Origin of the sequence: Acetobacter farinalis (assembly GCF_011516935.1) — a bacterium.
Taxonomy (GTDB): Bacteria; Pseudomonadota; Alphaproteobacteria; order Acetobacterales; family Acetobacteraceae; genus Acetobacter; species Acetobacter farinalis.
This window is the reverse complement of the sequence record NZ_WOTF01000002.1, coordinates 258,014-273,667: the sequence shown is the minus strand read 5'-3', so window position 1 is coordinate 273,667 and position 15,654 is coordinate 258,014. Positions and strand designations below refer to the sequence as shown.

The following is a 15,654-nucleotide window of genomic DNA, read 5'->3' as shown; positions in this document are numbered from 1 at the left end:
GGTTTTCACCCGCCTGCTACGGTTTCCGGTGCGCGGGCATGCCCTCGCACCTCTGCGGCGGCCTGCACCAGCATATCCGCCGCGCGCTCCGCCTCGGCGGCTGAGGTAAAACGTCCGGGGGAGAGACGCAAGCTTCTTCCGGCCTCATCACGCCCCAGCCCCATGGCTTCCAGCACGTAAGACGGCGCAATCTCCGCCGAGGAACAGGCTGAACCCAGAGAGACGGCAAGCCCCGGCATGGCCGCAATCACATCTTGCGCCCCAAGGCCTTCCGGCAGGCGCAGGCTGAACAGGCCGGGCAGATGCGGGGCGGCCTCGGCATTGACCACAGCCCCCGGCAGCCCCAGCCGTATCCGCGCCAGAAAGATATCCCGCAGGTGCGCAAGATGCGCGGCATCCTTCGGCCCTTCCTCCCGCGCAATGCGGCAGGCGGCCCCGAATCCGGCCAGCAGAAAGCCCGGCAGCGTGCCGGACCGCAGACCGCGCTCCTGCCCGCCTCCCGAAAACAGCGGGCTTAACCGCACCCGTGGCCGACGCCGCACAAACAGCGCCCCGGCCCCTTTCGGGCCATAGAGCTTGTGTGAAGAGAGTGAGCCCAGAGCCAGCCCCATCCGCCTGACATCAACCGGTATCTTGCCAGCCGCCTGTGCAAGGTCGGAATGCAGCAGGGCACCGGCCTGTTCCACCAATGGCGCAAGCGTTGCCAGATCCTGCAAAACGCCGGTTTCGTTATTGGCCGCCATGAGGGAGACCAGAGCGGTTGGCACCTCCAGCGCCGCACGCAGGGAGTCGGGGTTCACCCGCCCATCGGCATTCACGGGCAGAATAACCGGCTCGAATCCCTCCTGAGCCAGATCCCGCACACTTTCCAGAACGCATTTATGTTCCGTGGCGCAGGTAATCACCCGGCGGCGCGGGCTGCCAAGCGCGGCCAGATGCCGCGCGGCCCCCTTGATGGCAAGGTTATTGGCTTCAGTCGCACCGGATGTGAAAATAATCTCACGCGGGTCCGCCCCGATCAGGGCGGCAACCTCCGCCCGCGCCTGCTCCACCGCCTGCGCCGCCTTGCGGCCCGCGGCATGTGTGGTGCTGTGCGGGTTCCCGTCCTCCCCCTCCAGCGCGGCCAGCATCACGGCGCGCACGCGCGGGTCACACGGGGTGGTGGCGGCATGATCGAAATAGAGTTCGTCCATCATCTCGCTCCTCCGGTCAGGCCTCGCCGGTCGTCGGGGTGCCAATGGGCGCTCTACCAGATGCACCGATTGAGGCAACACCAGCCGGGGCACCACCTTGCGCCATGGCGCTGTAGGCCGCGATAAACAGGGTTACGTCCTCTTCCGTCACCGTCCAGGGCAGCGAGACACGAAGGGACTCGCCAGCCAGATCTCCAAGCCCCATGGCCTCCAGAACATGGGACGACGCCACCTTGCCGGAAGAACAGGCGGACCCTGCTGAAACACAAACCCCCGCCAGATCAAGCCGCATCAACTGCCCCTGCGCACGCCGCCCCGGCAGGGCCAGACTCGTTGTGTTGGCCAGCCGGGGGGCATCCCCCCCATTCACAACTGCTCCTGCCGCAACAGCGGCCTGTTCCAGCCTGTCCCGCAGGGTGGCCACGGACTGCGTCGGGTGCGCCAGAGAGGCCTGCAAAGCCGCGGCTAGGCCTGCCAGCGCGGGCAGCGGCGGAGTCCCCCCCCGGCGGCCCTGTTCCTGCCCGCCCCCTTCAAACATCGGCGCCAGCCGCGCAGGCGCCGGGCCGCGCAGCAGCAGGGCACCGGCCCCTTTCAGCCCGCCCATCTTGTGGCCGGAAAGCGCCAGACTCTCCATGCCCATCTCTTCAACATTCAGCGCCATGCGGCCCGCCACCTGCACGGCATCCACATGCAGATGCGCCCCGTATTTCCGGCAAAGCCGCACAATATCCGCCATGGGGTGCAGAACACCGGTCTCGTTATTGGCCAGCATCAGGCAGACAAACGCGGGCAGCCCATCCCGCGCCAGTTCGGCTTCCAGCACATCCAGCCGCACCTGCCCGTTTCTTTCCACCGGCAGCCATGTGAGCGGGGCTCCTGCGGGCGCGCCCCTGCGCACGGCATCATGCTCCGTCTGCCCGACCAGAAAGCGCCGCCCCTGCCCCAGCCCATGCATGGCCAGCACATTGGCCTCCGTGCCACCGGATGTGAAAATACAATTCAGCGGGGCTACACCAAGGGTTTTTGCAACCTGATCCCGCGCCTCTTCCAGCATGGCCCGCGCCATGCGCCCGGCCTGATGCACGGATGAAGGGTTACCCACGAGGTCCGCCGCAGCAAGCATGGCTTCCCGCGCCTCGGGCCGCAGGGGTTCTGTCGCGTTGGCATCCAGATAGATCATGCGCCGCACCTCAGTCCCGCTCCTGTTTACTGTTCGTCTCTGTTTTTTATCCCGAATGCGCGCATCTTCCCCTGCACGGGGCACAAAACAGCCATCAGAACGATTTATGTGGAAATTATGACCGTACACCCCTTATAGAGGGGCTCATGGTCAAAACCATACAGTGCAGCAAGGTGGGGCCAGCATGGGCTTTCTGTTTCCCGGTGTCTCTGGTGGCCACAGAACAGCACAGGGGCAGTATGCCTCTGCCAGCGGCAAGGTCAATCTCGGATTTTGCGTCCTCCCCCTTTTCCTGCCTCCTGCATGATACCATGTCCATAGACAGAGCTTTCCTGCCGCCCCGCTCCAGCACACGGCAGTGAATGGCCTGTTGTCTGTCTGTTTTGCGGGCCGCCTGACCCGCGTGCACCGGCTTGTAGCGTGGCATCGCCCCCTGCCGGAGCATCTGCCAAACCGGGATGCGCCATGCCCACGGGCGCATTTCAAAACCATGCGGAACCCGAATGCCTGAGGTTATGTTTGCCGGCCCGGACGGGCGTCTTGAAGGACGTTACCACCACTCCAACCAGCCGAATGCGCCCCTTGCTCTTGTGTTGCACCCGCACCCGCTGCACGGCGGCACAATGAACAACCGCATTACCTACGCCATGTACCGCTCCTTTGAAAAAATGGGCTTTTCGGTCATGCGCTACAACTCCCGTGGTGTCGGGCGCTCTCAGGGCCGGTATGACGGTGGGATTGGTGAAATTTCCGATGCCGCCGCCGCGCTGGACTGGATGCAGATGGTCAACCCGAACGCCAGCGGTCTGTGGATTGCCGGATATTCCTTCGGGGCTTTTGTGGGCATGCAGTTGCTGATGCGCCGTCCGGAAATTACCGGCTGGATCAGCGTGGCACCTCCGGCCACCTATTATGATTTCGGCTTTCTGGCTCCCTGCCCCTGCGGCGGCCTGATGATTGCAGGCGGCAAGGATGACATGGCACCGGAACCCGCCATCCATAAACTGGTGGACAAGCTGAACACCCAGAAGGGCGTTACAGTGGACTACCGCGTCTTCGCGGATGCAGACCATATTTTTGCCAAGCAGGCCGATAAGGTGACCGCCGCTCTGGAAGACCATGTGACAACCGCCATGGCCCAGCGCCATATGCCACTGGCGGCTGACTGACTTCTTTTTTATGCGAGGGGCAGGCACTCCGCAGGTCTGCCCCTGCATACCGGCCCGCACAGGGCAGACGGGCCGCGGCTCTCAGGTGATTATCCGGATATCCGCTATTTTCTGCGCGGGTGCGCCAGTTCCCGCACCACGCCATGCAGCGTGCGCAGTTCCTGCTCCGTCACTTCCCCACGATTGAAAAAATGCCGCAGGTTGCGGACCATGCCGGGGCGTTTCTGCTCATTATGCAGAAAACCGCACGCATCCAGCTCACGGGTAAGATGCCCCATGAAGTTTTCCAACTCACCCTTGGTTGCCACATGGGTTTCATTGGTCATGAGCGTGCGCGGTTCTGTCTGGTCCGCCGCCACCCACCATTCATAGGCCATAATCATGACGGCCTGCGCCAGATTGAGCGACATGAAGGCCGGGTTCAGCGGGTAGCGGATCAGCGCATCCGCCCGCGCCATATCCTCATTATCCAGCCCGGCGCGTTCCGGGCCGAACAGCAGGCCAACCTTCAGCCCACGGCTGGTGGCTGCCCGTAATTCCGCTGCCCCGCCACGCGCCGTCATCACGGTTTTGACAATATGGCGCGGGCGCGGGCAGGTGGCGTACACATGGTGCAGGTCGGCAATGGCATCATCCACGCTCTCATGCACCGTGGCGGCATCCAGAATCCGGTCCGCCCCGGAGGCCGCACGCCAGGCCCGTTCCTGCGGCCAGCCATCCCGAGGGCTGACAAGCCGGAGGTGAAACAGGCCGCCATTGGCCATGGCCCGTGCCGTGGTGCCAACATTTTCCGCAAGCTGCGGGCGCACCAGAATAACAACCGGCGTGTTGCCAACAGGTTCCAGCGGTGCGCCGCCGTCACGCCCGGTCATGCGCGCCTCCAGATGGTGCCGTCTTTTGTATCTTCAAGCACAATACCCTGCCCCTGAAGCTGGTCACGCAGGGCATCGGCCCGTGCAAAATCACGCGCCTTCTTGGCGGCCGCACGCTCGGCAATCAGGGCATCAATGGCCGCATCCTCCTCCGAGGCATCACCCTTGAACCATTTTTCCGGGTCATCCTGCAAAAGCCCGAGCATGCCCGCCCCGGCTTTCAGGGCACCGGCGGCCTCTCTATCCCCTGCGAGGGCCTGCCCGGCCAGAACATGCAGTTCCGCCAGCGCCTTTGGCGTGTTCAGATCTTCCGCCAGCGCCATCACCACAGCCTCCGGCGGTGCCACCTCCGGCACGGGGCCTGCGGCCAGTGCCCTGTAGAACCGGTCCAGCACTTTCCGGGCATCCTGCAGGCCTGCCTGCGTATAGTTCAGCGTAGAGCGATAATGCGCCCCCAGCAGCAGCAGGCGCAGGGCCTCAGCCGGGGCCTGTTTCAGCACATCCCGAATCGTCAGGAAGTTGCCGAGTGATTTCGACATCTTCTCGCCTTCAACGAGAAGCATGGCGTTATGCACCCAGTAATTGGCAAACTTGCCCTGCGGGAAGCAGCACAGGCTCTGGGCGCGCTCATTTTCATGGTGCGGGAACAGAAGGTCCGACCCGCCCCCATGAATATCAAAACTCTCCCCCAGATAGCGGTGCGACATGGCGGAGCATTCAATATGCCAGCCCGGCCGCCCCCGGCCCCAGGGGCTTTCCCAGCCCGGCTGCTCCGCATCGGAGGGCTTCCAGAGCACAAAATCACCGGGGTCTTTCTTGTAGGTCGCCACGTCCACACGGGCACCGGCCACCAGATCTTCCGGGTCCCGGCCCGAAAGCGCGCCGTAGGACGGAAAAGACGCAACCGAGAACAGCACATGGCCCGCGGCCTCATATGCGTGACCGTTTTCAATCAGCCGTGCGATCAGGGCCTGCATCTCGCCAATATTATGGGTGGCGCGCGGTTCAATATCCGGCGGCAGCACGTTCATGGCAGCCAGATCCTGATGGAATTCCTCCGTTGTCCGCTGCGTCAGGGAGGCAATATCTTCCCCGTTTTCACGCGCCCGCGCGGTGATCTTGTCATCCACATCCGTAATGTTGCGCACAAAGGTCACGCGCGGATAGGCATGGCGCAGGAACCGCACCAGCACATCCGCTGTCAGCATGGCCCGCAGGTTACCAATATGGGCCAGATCATAGACCGTGGGTCCACAATAATAGACCTTCACATGCTCCGGATCGAGCGGTGTGAATGGCACGGTCATGCGGCGCTGGCTATCGTGCAGAGAGAGCGCTGCGACAGGCGTTTGCAAAGAGGCTGACGGTGGGGCTGAGGCAGAGTGCGACATAAGCGACTAGATGCGCCAGCGTGTGGTTCGATGCAATATCCGCCCAACCAAAAAACTGCACCGGGATTGAAAACCGGACCTTGACGCGCCGCGCGTTTTACAGTTTTAATCCGGCCCTGCACTCAGCGTGCTGTGCCCTTATAGCTCAGTGGTAGAGCAACCGCCTTGTAAGCGGTAGGTCTTCAGTTCAAATCTGAATGGGGGCACCATTCTTTCTCTTCTTTAAATTTTAAAGACTCCCTCGCCTGTCCTGAACGGGCGGGAGCGGCTCTGTTTACGCCCCCGGCGTCCAGCCATCCTGCGTGAGCGCCACGCCTGCCAGATACAGGCTCCCGCAAATCAACACACGGGCCGGCCGGCCGTCTGACTGTGCGGCAAGAGCGTCCAGCGCCCGGACCAGCGTGGGGCCAACCTGCGCCTTGCCTGCCGAGGCCTCCACAATCGCGTCCACCGGCAGGGCCAGATGCTGCGTGGGTTCACTGATTGCCCAGAGCGTTGTGGCGCAGGGCAGGACCGGGCTCAGAAAACCCGTGGCATCCTTGGTCTGCTTCATGCCTACCAGCAGGTGCAGGGGTTCATCCCCCCATTTCTGCAATTCCTGTGCCAGCGCATGGCCCGCGCCGGGGTTGTGCCCGCCATCCAGCCACAGTTCCCACCCCGCAGGCAGGCGTGCGGCCAGATGCCCGTGCAGGCGCTGCATCCGTGCAGGCCAGGACACACGCCCCACGCCCTGCCAGCCCGCCTCCGGCACATCAAGACCAGACACCCGCAGGGCAGCCACAGCCAGCCCCGCGTTTTCCATCTGCCACGGGCCAACAAGTGCTGGAGCAGGCAGCGTGAGTGTGCCCTGTGAATCGGTAAAAATCAGCCCGCCTTCCGGTGCAGCCGAATCAGCTCCTGCCAAGGCTTCTGGTGCTGCGGGCGCAACCTGCCAGGCATCCCCCCGGCAGGCGAGCGGCGCGCCTGCCTTGCGGGCCTCCGCTTCCAGCACACGCCGCACGGCGTCCGGCTGAGCCCCGGTGACCGCTGGCACGCCGGGTTTGAAAATCCCGGCTTTCTCCGCGGCAATCGCCTCCAGCGTGTTCCCCAGAAACGCTTCATGATCCATGGAAACAGAGGTGACGATACAGGCCGCAGGGTGCCTGAGCACATTGGTGGCATCACAGCGGCCACCCAGACCGACCTCGATAATGGCCAGCTCGGCCGGATGGCGGGAGAACAGCAGGAAGCCAGCCGCTGTCAGCACCTCGAACACGGTGATGGGCGCGCCTGCGTTAACCCGTTCAATTTCCTCGAGAGTCGAGACCAGTTCGGCCTCGCTCACCAGCGTACCCGCAATGCGGAACCGCTCCGTGACATCCACCAGATGCGGAGAGGTCATGACATGCACGCGCCAGCCCGCGGCCTCACCAATGGCGCGCAATGTGGCGCAGGTGCTGCCCTTGCCGTTGGTGCCCGCAACATGAATGACGGGCGGCAGTTTTTCTTCCGGGTGACCCAGCTTGGCCAGCAAGGCTTCCAGCCGCCCCAGAGAAAGGTCGATCAGCGCTGGATAAAGCCTGTTCAGCCGTTCCAGCACTTCTCCGGTGCGACCGGAAAACTCAGCCATCGGCGAAGCGCCGTGCGAAAAAGACGTCACGCCCGGAGCGCTCAGGCGGCAGGGGAAGTCTGGGCAGCGCCGGACTCAGCCACGGACTGAGTCGCTTTTTCACCCTCCGGCTTAGCTGGCGCGCGCATCAGCAGGCCGATCACGCGGGCCAGCGTTTCGCGCATGTTCTTACGGTCCACCACCATATCCAGCATGCCGTGATCCAGCAGATATTCAGACCGCTGGAAGCCTTCCGGCAGTTTTTCACGCACGGTGTCTTCAATCACGCGCGGGCCTGCAAAGCCGATCAGGGCATTGGGTTCGGCAATCTGCACATCCCCCAGCATGGCGAAGGAGGCCGTGACACCGCCTGTGGTGGGGTTGGTCAGCACCACAATATAGGGCAGGCCTGCTTCCTTGAGCATCTGCACACCAATGGTGGTGCGCGGCATCTGCATCAGGCTGATCACGCCTTCCTGCATACGGGCACCGCCGGATGCCGTGAAAACCACCAGAGGGGATTTCTGCAGCACGGCCAGACGGGCCGCCGCCACAAACCGTTCCCCAAAGGCAGCGCCCATGGTGCCTGTCATGAATTCAATCGCCATCACACCCACCACGGCCGGGTATCCGCCAATGGTGCCGTGCGCCACAATCAGGGATTCATCCAGATGGCTCTTGGCCCGGGCGTCTTTCAGGCGATCGGTATATTTTTTCTGGTCACGGAAGCCCAGCGGGTCCACCGGGGCGGGGGGCAGTTCGATACGGGTGCATTCCCCGTTATCAAACGTCCAGGCCAGACGGTCCGGCACCAGAGCCTTCATGTGGTGCCCGCAATGCGGGCAGACATTCATGGCGCGGCGCAGTTCCTTGGTCAGAATCATCTGACCGCAGGACTCACAGTTGGTCCACAGATTATCCGGCACATCACGACGCAGAAGGCCGCGAATTTTGGGACGGACGTATTCGGTGATCCAGCTCATCTTGAACCCTGCAACTGCGATAAATCAAAAAAGGGAAACAGAACCCTGTTGCGCGTGCCTTACGCTGCTTGCGCCGTCCTGCCAAGCATTATGGCCCGGCAGAACGGCGGCCCAGGGCAGACAGCACCCGTTACAGAGCGCCTTCAACCCAGGCTTTAAGCTGGCTTTTGGGCAGTGCGCCCACCTTGGTGTCCAGCACCTGGCCATCACGCACCAGCATCAGGGTGGGGATGCTGCGCACGCCGTAGGTGTTGGGGGAAACCGGGTTATCATCAATATTGATCTTGGCGACTGTCAGCTTGCCTGCAAAATCCTTGCCAAGCTCTTCCAGAGCCGGGCCGATCATTTTGCACGGGCCGCACCATTCCGCCCAGAAATCAACCAGAACCAGACCGGAGGCCTTGAGCACATCGGCTTCAAAGCTGGAATCTGTAACAGCACGCGTATGTTCACTCATGGATTTTCTCTTCCTGATTTAACGGGCGGACGCCGTGAGGCAACGCGCCTGATAAGGCCTTGAACGGTTTGCCTGCAAACGGTTGCCCATCTGCAAGCGTGTCTCTCTACACTTAAGGGGCCCGCGCATCCGGTCAAGATGCACTGTCTGCTTACCCGCCTGGCGCATGGGCATCGAGCAGGGTATCAGGCAGCACATCCGCACGCGGAGCTTCTGTCCACACCAGCACGCAGCGCACCGGCCTGCCCGGATACAGCCCCTGCAACAAAGCCCGGTAGGCCGCCATCTGGCGCAGGTACAGCACAGGTGTGCCCGCAACGGTGCGCGGCGTGTGCCGCCCGGTTTTGAAATCACACACCAGCACCGTGTCCGGCAGCACGCGCAGGCGGTCCACCTGCCCCACAATCACCTGTCCGCCCGCCACCCCGGCCAGACGCTGCTCGGCACGGGCGTGCGGGGAAAACAGTGGAGCCAGATCAGGCAATGCCAGCACAGCCAGCACCTGCTCTGCCAGAGTCTTCGCTTCTTCCGGCTTCAGGCCGCTGGCGGGCCGGGCCAGCCAGCCATGAGCCCTTTCCGCCCACTGCTCCGGCGGGCAGGCAGGCAGATATTGCAAAAGGGCATGCACCAGCGTGCCGCGCCGGAATGCTGCTTCCCGCGCGGCGGCGGGTGTTATTGTGGCCACATCCAGAGGGGAGCGCACGGGCGGAAGCGGCCCCAGCATGGCGTCATCCGGGCGGCTGGGGGCCAGTGGCCGGGCCAGCGGAGCATCCGGCACCGGCGGCACCCCCTGCCATGCCGGCGCGCGCCCCAGCCACGCGGGGAGCGCCTCTGCCGGAGCCCTGTCTGTATGCGCGGACTGAGCCGGCGGCGGGTTTTTTGGCGGCACACGCGGCGCGGGTTTTTCTTCCAGCACCAGCATCTCACCCGTCCAGCCGCCAGCCTCCCACGGCTGCGGCACAGCCCCAACGGCTTCAAACCCCTTGCGGCACCGTTCGTACCAGCTTTCCTCCGGCACAATGCGCCCCGGCTTCCAGCCGCATATCACCAGATGCTCCGCCGCCCGTGTGAGCGCCACATAGAGCAGCCGGTTATATTCCTCAAACGCACTGGCCTGCATCGCGGCACGCAGCTTCTGCGTTACAGTCACCGCCAGCGCGCCGCGCGGGACATACAGCGGTACATCCAGCCCGGTTGGCGTGTCCTTCACCCAGAACAGACGATCCTCAAACCGGGGTGTCCCGACCGTATCGGGCAGAATGACCAGCCGCGCCTGCAATCCCTTGGCCCCGTGCGCGGTCATGACACGCACGGCATCCCCCCCGGCTTCAGCCTCGCGCTTCACACTTTCTTCCGAATTGCGCAGCCAGTGCAGGAAGCCCTGCAGGGAAGGCGGATGCATGTCCTGATAGCGCAAGGCGGCCGAGAGCAGTTCATCTATCGATTCGGCCGCCTCCGGCCCCAGCCGCGCCAGCAGCCGCGCCCGCCCGCCCCAGCGCCCCAGCGCCTCGGAGAGCAGTTCATGCGGTGTCAGGTAATCCACGCGCCGGAACAGACCATCCAGCATCCGCCAGGCCTGCGCCCAGTCGGGCTGCCGGGCATGCTGCTCCCGCAAGGCGGACCACAGCGGCTCCGCCTTGCCGCGCCCGGTGGCCAGCGCCATCAGGCTGTCATCCGACAATCCACCCAGAGGGGATGTCAGCACGCAGGCAAGTGTCAGATCATCCTGCGGCAGCAGCAATGCGCCACACAGGGCCATCAGATCCTGCACGGCAAGCTGGTCCGCAAGCCCCGTGCGCACCAGTGTCGCGACAGGTATGTTTTCTGTTTTCAGCGCACGAACCAGCGCCGTGACAAACGCGGAGCGGCGCGGCACCAGCACGAGCACATCCCCCGGTGTCAGCGGGGCCGCGCCCTCTTCCGGCGGGGCTTTCAGATGGCGGGCAATAAAGCGCGCCAGAGTATCCGCCAGCTTCTGCTGCGGAGTCTGGCGGGTGGTGTTGGCGGTTGGCGGCTCCCACGGGCTGGGGGCGTCCTGCTCCTCTGCCTGTGTTTCGGCCAGAGGCCAAAGCTCCACGCGCCCGCCCTCGCCCGGTCTGGCTGTCAGATGGCGCATGGGCCGCCCATCTTCCTCCGCAACGCCGCGTGCCGCATCCGGATGGGAGAACACGGCATCCACCAGCGCCAGAACCGGCGCGGTGGAGCGGAAGGAAACTGTCAGGTCCGGCTCCTGCCACGGGAGCCCCGCGAACGCCGCGCGCTGCTTGAACTCCCGCCGCGATGTGCGGAACGCCTCCGGGTCCGCCCCCTGAAAGCCGTAGATGGACTGTTTATAATCCCCCACGGCAAACACGGTGCGCGGCCCCTGTTCCTGCGTGTGTGTTCCTTCCCCCACGAAGAATTCCGCTGTCAGATCTTCCGCAATGCGCCACTGCTCGCGTGAGGTATCCTGCACTTCATCCAGCAGGAGGTGATCAATCCCGCCATCCAGCTTGTAGAGCACCCATGCCGCACCCGGCTGCTGCAAAAGCCCCAGAGTGCGCCGGATCAGATCATCATACTCCACCAGCCCGCGCTGGTTTTTGCGCGTGGCATAGAGGGCCGCCACCGGGGCCGCTGTTTTCAGCAGGGCCAGGCCAAGCCGCGCCAGACGCCTGGCCCGCAAGCCCTCCTCCACCTCCGCAATGCGCGCGGCCTCCCGCTCCAGCGCCGTGACCAGCTCAGGGTGGTCCTGCGCAAGTTTGGTGCTGATCAAACCTGTTTTGCGGAGTGTTCCGCTTTTTGTCAGCAGCCCATTCCGCCAGACATCCCACTGTGCCGCCCGCTCCGCCGGCGCCAGCGCCAGCCAGTCCAGCAGGCGATACGCCGTTGCTTTGATAGCCGGGGTGCCTTTTGACACCAGAATGGGGAGACGTGCGCGCAGGTCCTCCTCCCCCGGAAACGCCGTGCAGGCGGCTTCCCGCTCTGCGGCATCACTCCTGCTGAGGGCATCCTGCGGCAGCCCGAGCACGCGGCACAGGACCGTGGGCACCACGGCAGGTGTTTCAAGCGCCCGCTCCAGGATGGCTTCCGCCCGGGCATTGCGCCGCAGCGCCCCGGCCAGAGTGACAAAATCCCCTAAAGCAATCTGCCCGGCCAGCGGCGCGATGCTGCCTTCGGGGCGTTCCCCCAGCACCGTTTCCACACAGCCGAGCAGGGCCAGCGCGGCGTCGGTTTCCTCCATGACGGTGAAATGCGGGTTCATGGCCGCTTCCAGCGGAAAGCGCCGCAGGAGGGACTGGCAAAAGGCATGAATGGTGCCAATACGCATCCCGCCCGGCAGATCCAGCACCTCTGCAAACAGCGCCCGCGCACGGCGGCGCGTTTCCGGTGTGCAGGGCACGGAGAGGGCCTGAAGCTCGGCATCCAGTCTGGCGTCCGGCAGCGTCACCCAGCGGCCAAGCCGCGTTTGCAGGCGAATCGCCATTTCCGCAGCGGCGGCCTTGGTGAAGGTCAGACATAAAATCCGCGCGGGCGGGCTGCCCGGAATAAACGCATCCTGCCCTGCCGGAGCATGCCGGGGCAGCATCAGGCGCAGCAGGCGGTCAATCAGCAGTTTGGTTTTGCCACTCCCCGCCGAGGCCGAAACAAAGACGGACGCCGCCGGGTCAGACGCCAGCGCCTGCTGCCGGTTGGCCTGCTCAATGGCCTCGGAAAACGCCGGGGCGGGTGGGATAGTCCGGGGGGTGCTCATGCATCATCCTCCACGCGCGCCGTATTCCACTCCGGCACCCGCGCCAGACGCGCGTAATCCGCAAAGCGTGGCTCCTGCCCGGGATGCGGGTGAGACAGGTAGGGCTGATCCGGATTATCATACGCGCAGATCCGCTCGCGCAGGCGCTCCCATGTCTGTTCCGCCAGCGCTGTGAGGGAGGCCTCCTCCTCCGGTTTCACCGCAACTTCCTCACCCGGCTCCGCTCCCCCTGTCAGCCGCCAGTACACCAGACCGGCAATGTCCGTTGTGCCTGTCAGGCCGGAAAAGCCACCCCGCAGAAGCATTGCGGCTTCCAGCGGAAGCTGTGGGCTCCAGCCTGAGCGAACATCCCGCACAGAGGGCAATGTGCCGGTTTTATAGTCCCGCACAATCACGCGGCCTTCGGCATCATAATCAATCCGGTCCGCACGCCCCACCAGCCGGAACAGGCCCTGAGGCGCATCTGGAATATCCACCCGCCCGCGCGATTCCGTGCGGATGGCCGCAGGGGTGGCTGCCTCCGCACGCAGGGCCTCTTCCGCCTGCGCCACCCAGGAGGCAATCCGCATCAGGCGCGGCTCCCACCAGGCCCGCAGGGCCGGGCGGAGGGTGCGGGCACCCAGCGCCTTGCGGAACGCCGCCTGTAATCCCGCTTCAGCCTGCGGTGGCCATGCCGTGCCGTGTGTCTGGAACCAGTCCTCCAGCGCCTCATGCACAATCATCCCGTAATCCGAGGCATCAGCGGCCTCCTCCAGCTCCGGCAGGGGCTGAAGCCGCAGAATATGGCGGGCATAAATGGCATACGGGTCACGCATCCATGTCTCGATTTCCGTCACGCTCAACCGGCGCGGACGGAGGCCCACCGGCGGCATCGGTCGGGGGGGCGCCACGGGGCGCGCCGGGCCATCGGGCCGGTCCAGCACCTGCAACCAGCCCAGAGCCGGATGAGGCGGCACAGCCATGCCCCGCCCGGACAAAAACGCATCCAGCCGGGAAATCCAGCGCGCAGGCACCACCGGGGCACCATCCCGCCGCCGGGGGCAGGACAGCACGACCTCACCCGCTGCCGCCGCGCAGGCATAAAAATCATGGGCCGCCTGCCCCACCGCCTGTTCCGGTGAGGGCAGGCCCACCCGCTGCCGCATGGGGCGGCTCATCCACGGTCCGGCATCGGCTGCGGGAGGCCAGATATTTTCCGCAAGCCCGCCCAGAACAACCGTATCCGCCGTCTGCAAGCGGGCCTCGAACAAGCCCCAGATCAGCACCCGCGGGTGCAGCGCCACATGCTCCGCGCCGCGCCGCGCCGCCACCCGTTCTTCAGCCAGAACCGCTGTCAGCAAGCCATCCAGCACGGCGGGGGGCTGGGGGGGCAGAATATCCGCCGCCATCATCAGATCTGTCAGGCGGCTGGCCAGAAGATTCCCGTCCTCACCGCTCCAGAGGCGCTTTGCCGCGTCCTCATCTTCAGTTTTCACAAGACGTTCCACGGCCTGAATCAGGGCCGCCAGCAGATCCGGCACCGGCTCGCCGGGGGCTCCCTGCTCTCCACCGCCGGACGCTGCGGCATCCCAATGCAGGACCGGCTCCAGACACACCGCCAGCCGCGCCATGAAGGCGTCCAGAGGCTCGGGCCCATAGGGTCGATCAGCTTCCGCCCCGCCTTCCGCACGGGCCGAGGCACGCTCATCCTGCGCCTGATCGGCCAGAACCGCCGCAACCGCTGCCCTCAGGGCTTCAAACCCGGGCGGCGGAGCCGGACCACGCAGCACAGTCCGCTCCAGAAGGCGCGCCGAGGCGCGACATACGCCCATGGAAAGCCCGCAGGCCACCAGAGGATGTTTCAGGACAGACAAGACCGAGACCGGAGAAAACCGGGACTCGATCATCTGCGCCACAAGTCGCAGCAACACGGCACCGGGTGTGTCGAGCAGGGAGGCACCGGCACTGTCATCCGCCAGAACGCCCCACCGGGCCAGTTCTGTCGCCACACGCGCCGCCAGGGCGCGGTCCGGTGTGACAAGCGCCACCCGCCTGCCCGGCACCTCCACGCCATTCCGCAAAATCATGGCAATCGCCACGGCTTCTTCCTGCTGGTCCGCCGCGTCCAGTCGGGTCACATAGGGCAGATCAACCGCTCCCTGCACAGCCCAGTTTTCCAGAGCAGACGCCGGAAGAAGAGCGCGAGAAAGCACCTGTGCGCGCTCCGGAAATCCTCCAGCGCTATCCCAGAGTTTCACATCCGCCCGCACAACATCCAGTGCCGCGAGGAGATGGCTCAATCCCGCCTGAGGGTGACTGTCAGGCAGGTACCCGAATGTCTCTTCCGGCATCTCCAGATCCAGACCCGGCAGAACAACGCATCCGCCCGGGCAGGCCATCACCGCCCGAAGGGCTTCCGCCGTGGCCGGCATGATGTTGGTAAACCCTGCTGCCCATAAAGGTTTTTCATCACCCTGCTCCGCCTGCCTGCGCCACAGGGCTGCTTGCGCCCGCAGCAGCAGGACCTGACGCGCAACAGGGTTCATCACCTGCTGGTCTGCAAGCCACTTCGGCCAGGCACGGGTCACGATTTCCAGAAATTTCAGGATAACCTGCCAATGTTCCGCAAAATTCTCCTGCACGGCCTCGGGCAGGCGCGCCGCCAGATCCACATCCGCCCATTCGGCTTCATCCATCAGGTCAGCCAGCGCCTTCGCCAATGGCCACGCCTGATCCAGCGTCGGCCGGGTGCCAAAGGCTCCTTCCGCCTGCAGGACAAGGCGTGTGAGCACCGCAAGGCGCGTCATGCCGGCAACGGCGGGAGGACTATCAAATCCCGCTGCCCCGCCCATGTCCGAAGAGAGGCCCAGTTCAGCCTCATCCAGCGCGCTGACGGGCAAAATGCGAGGCAGCAGCATCGCACGGCCTTCCATCTGCCGCAGGAACGCTTCCGTCAGCCCTCGTGCGGCCCGCCGCCCGGGCAGAATGATTGTCCCCTCTCCAATACGCTCCGGGTCATGCCCGGCAGCAGCCAGCCAGCGGGCCGCAAGCTGATCCAGAAACGGCAGATGTGCGGGAATCGTCGCGATGGTCATGTCACACGATGTCC

The 15,654-nt window shown here is 64.7% G+C and carries 11 protein-coding genes and 1 tRNA gene; 3 read left to right on the top strand and 9 right to left on the bottom strand.

The genetic code is table 11. The annotated features are described in order from the left end of the window. Positions 1-5: 5 nt before the first annotated feature. Together GOB82_RS04715 and GOB82_RS04710 are read right to left on the bottom strand one after the other, a co-directional pair. The gene (locus tag GOB82_RS04715) at positions 6-1,196 is read right to left on the bottom strand and encodes a cysteine desulfurase family protein (protein WP_166120291.1); all 1,191 of its coding nucleotides are present in this window, start codon (positions 1,194-1,196) and stop codon (positions 6-8) included. 13 nt (positions 1,197-1,209) lie between these two features. Then, positions 1,210-2,373: a cysteine desulfurase family protein gene (locus GOB82_RS04710; protein WP_166120446.1), complete on the bottom strand. Its 1,164-nt coding sequence runs from the start codon at positions 2,371-2,373 to the stop codon at positions 1,210-1,212. A 370-nt stretch (positions 2,374-2,743) separates the two neighbouring features. Here GOB82_RS04710 and GOB82_RS04705 point away from each other — a divergent pair, with 370 nt between their 5' ends. Both GOB82_RS04705 and GOB82_RS04700 read left to right on the top strand, forming a co-directional pair. Beyond that, positions 2,744-2,884, top strand: a complete 141-nt coding sequence (locus GOB82_RS04705; RefSeq protein ID WP_166120288.1) for a hypothetical protein — start codon at positions 2,744-2,746, stop codon at positions 2,882-2,884. Further along, the gene (locus GOB82_RS04700; protein ID WP_166120286.1) at positions 2,877-3,542 is read left to right on the top strand and encodes an alpha/beta hydrolase; all 666 of its coding nucleotides are present in this window, start codon (positions 2,877-2,879) and stop codon (positions 3,540-3,542) included. Before GOB82_RS04705 ends, GOB82_RS04700 begins: the two co-directional genes overlap by 8 nt. 104 nt (positions 3,543-3,646) lie before the next feature. Here the strand turns inward: GOB82_RS04700 and GOB82_RS04695 are convergent, their stop codons facing one another. Beyond that, on the bottom strand, positions 3,647-4,414 hold the full coding sequence (locus GOB82_RS04695; RefSeq protein WP_166120283.1) for an RNA methyltransferase: 768 nt from the start codon (positions 4,412-4,414) through the stop codon (positions 3,647-3,649). Beyond that, a complete protein-coding gene (gene cysS, locus GOB82_RS04690) occupies positions 4,411-5,805 on the bottom strand; it encodes a cysteine--tRNA ligase (protein WP_166120280.1) in 1,395 nt (464 codons plus the stop codon). The genes GOB82_RS04695 and cysS overlap by 4 nt, the downstream gene beginning before the upstream one ends. A gap of 134 nt (positions 5,806-5,939) precedes the next feature. On the opposite strand from cysS, the gene GOB82_RS04685 reads away from it, so the two are divergent. Next, a tRNA-Thr gene (locus GOB82_RS04685) sits at positions 5,940-6,014 on the top strand. Between the two features lie 65 nt (positions 6,015-6,079). Here the strand turns inward: GOB82_RS04685 and GOB82_RS04680 are convergent. The 5 genes from GOB82_RS04680 to addB all read right to left on the bottom strand — a co-directional run bounded on the left by GOB82_RS04680 (position 6,080) and on the right by addB (position 15,640). Then, positions 6,080-7,414 (bottom strand): bifunctional folylpolyglutamate synthase/dihydrofolate synthase, encoded by a 1,335-nt coding sequence (locus GOB82_RS04680; protein ID WP_166120278.1) that lies wholly within the window; start codon positions 7,412-7,414, stop codon positions 6,080-6,082. Between the two features lie 41 nt (positions 7,415-7,455). Then, entirely contained in the window at positions 7,456-8,376 is a 921-nt protein-coding gene (accD, locus tag GOB82_RS04675; protein ID WP_166120275.1) for an acetyl-CoA carboxylase, carboxyltransferase subunit beta, read from the bottom strand. 130 nt (positions 8,377-8,506) lie between these two features. Next, the gene (gene trxA / locus GOB82_RS04670; RefSeq protein ID WP_166120273.1) at positions 8,507-8,833 is read right to left on the bottom strand and encodes a thioredoxin TrxA; all 327 of its coding nucleotides are present in this window, start codon (positions 8,831-8,833) and stop codon (positions 8,507-8,509) included. A gap of 151 nt (positions 8,834-8,984) precedes the next feature. Next, on the bottom strand, positions 8,985-12,566 hold the full coding sequence (gene addA, locus GOB82_RS04665) for a double-strand break repair helicase AddA (protein ID WP_166120270.1): 3,582 nt from the start codon (positions 12,564-12,566) through the stop codon (positions 8,985-8,987). Beyond that, positions 12,563-15,640: a double-strand break repair protein AddB gene (gene addB / locus GOB82_RS04660; protein WP_166120269.1), complete on the bottom strand. Its 3,078-nt coding sequence runs from the start codon at positions 15,638-15,640 to the stop codon at positions 12,563-12,565. The genes addA and addB overlap by 4 nt, the downstream gene beginning before the upstream one ends. Positions 15,641-15,654 lie beyond the last annotated feature (14 nt).

Coding starts and splice junctions, on each gene's coding strand:
- GOB82_RS04680 (WP_166120278.1), bottom strand. CDS start 7,414: ATGGCTGAGTTTTCCGGTCGCACCGGAGAAGTGCTGGAACGGCTGAAC.
- accD (WP_166120275.1), bottom strand. CDS start 8,376: ATGAGCTGGATCACCGAATACGTCCGTCCCAAAATTCGCGGCCTTCTG.
- trxA (WP_166120273.1), bottom strand. CDS start 8,833: ATGAGTGAACATACGCGTGCTGTTACAGATTCCAGCTTTGAAGCCGAT.
- GOB82_RS04695 (WP_166120283.1), bottom strand. CDS start 4,414: ATGACCGGGCGTGACGGCGGCGCACCGCTGGAACCTGTTGGCAACACG.
- GOB82_RS04700 (WP_166120286.1), top strand. CDS start 2,877: ATGCCTGAGGTTATGTTTGCCGGCCCGGACGGGCGTCTTGAAGGACGT.
- GOB82_RS04710 (WP_166120446.1), bottom strand. CDS start 2,373: ATGATCTATCTGGATGCCAACGCGACAGAACCCCTGCGGCCCGAGGCG.
- cysS (WP_166120280.1), bottom strand. CDS start 5,805: ATGTCGCACTCTGCCTCAGCCCCACCGTCAGCCTCTTTGCAAACGCCT.
- GOB82_RS04715 (WP_166120291.1), bottom strand. CDS start 1,196: ATGATGGACGAACTCTATTTCGATCATGCCGCCACCACCCCGTGTGAC.
- addB (WP_166120269.1), bottom strand. CDS start 15,640: ATGACCATCGCGACGATTCCCGCACATCTGCCGTTTCTGGATCAGCTT.
- addA (WP_166120270.1), bottom strand. CDS start 12,566: ATGAGCACCCCCCGGACTATCCCACCCGCCCCGGCGTTTTCCGAGGCC.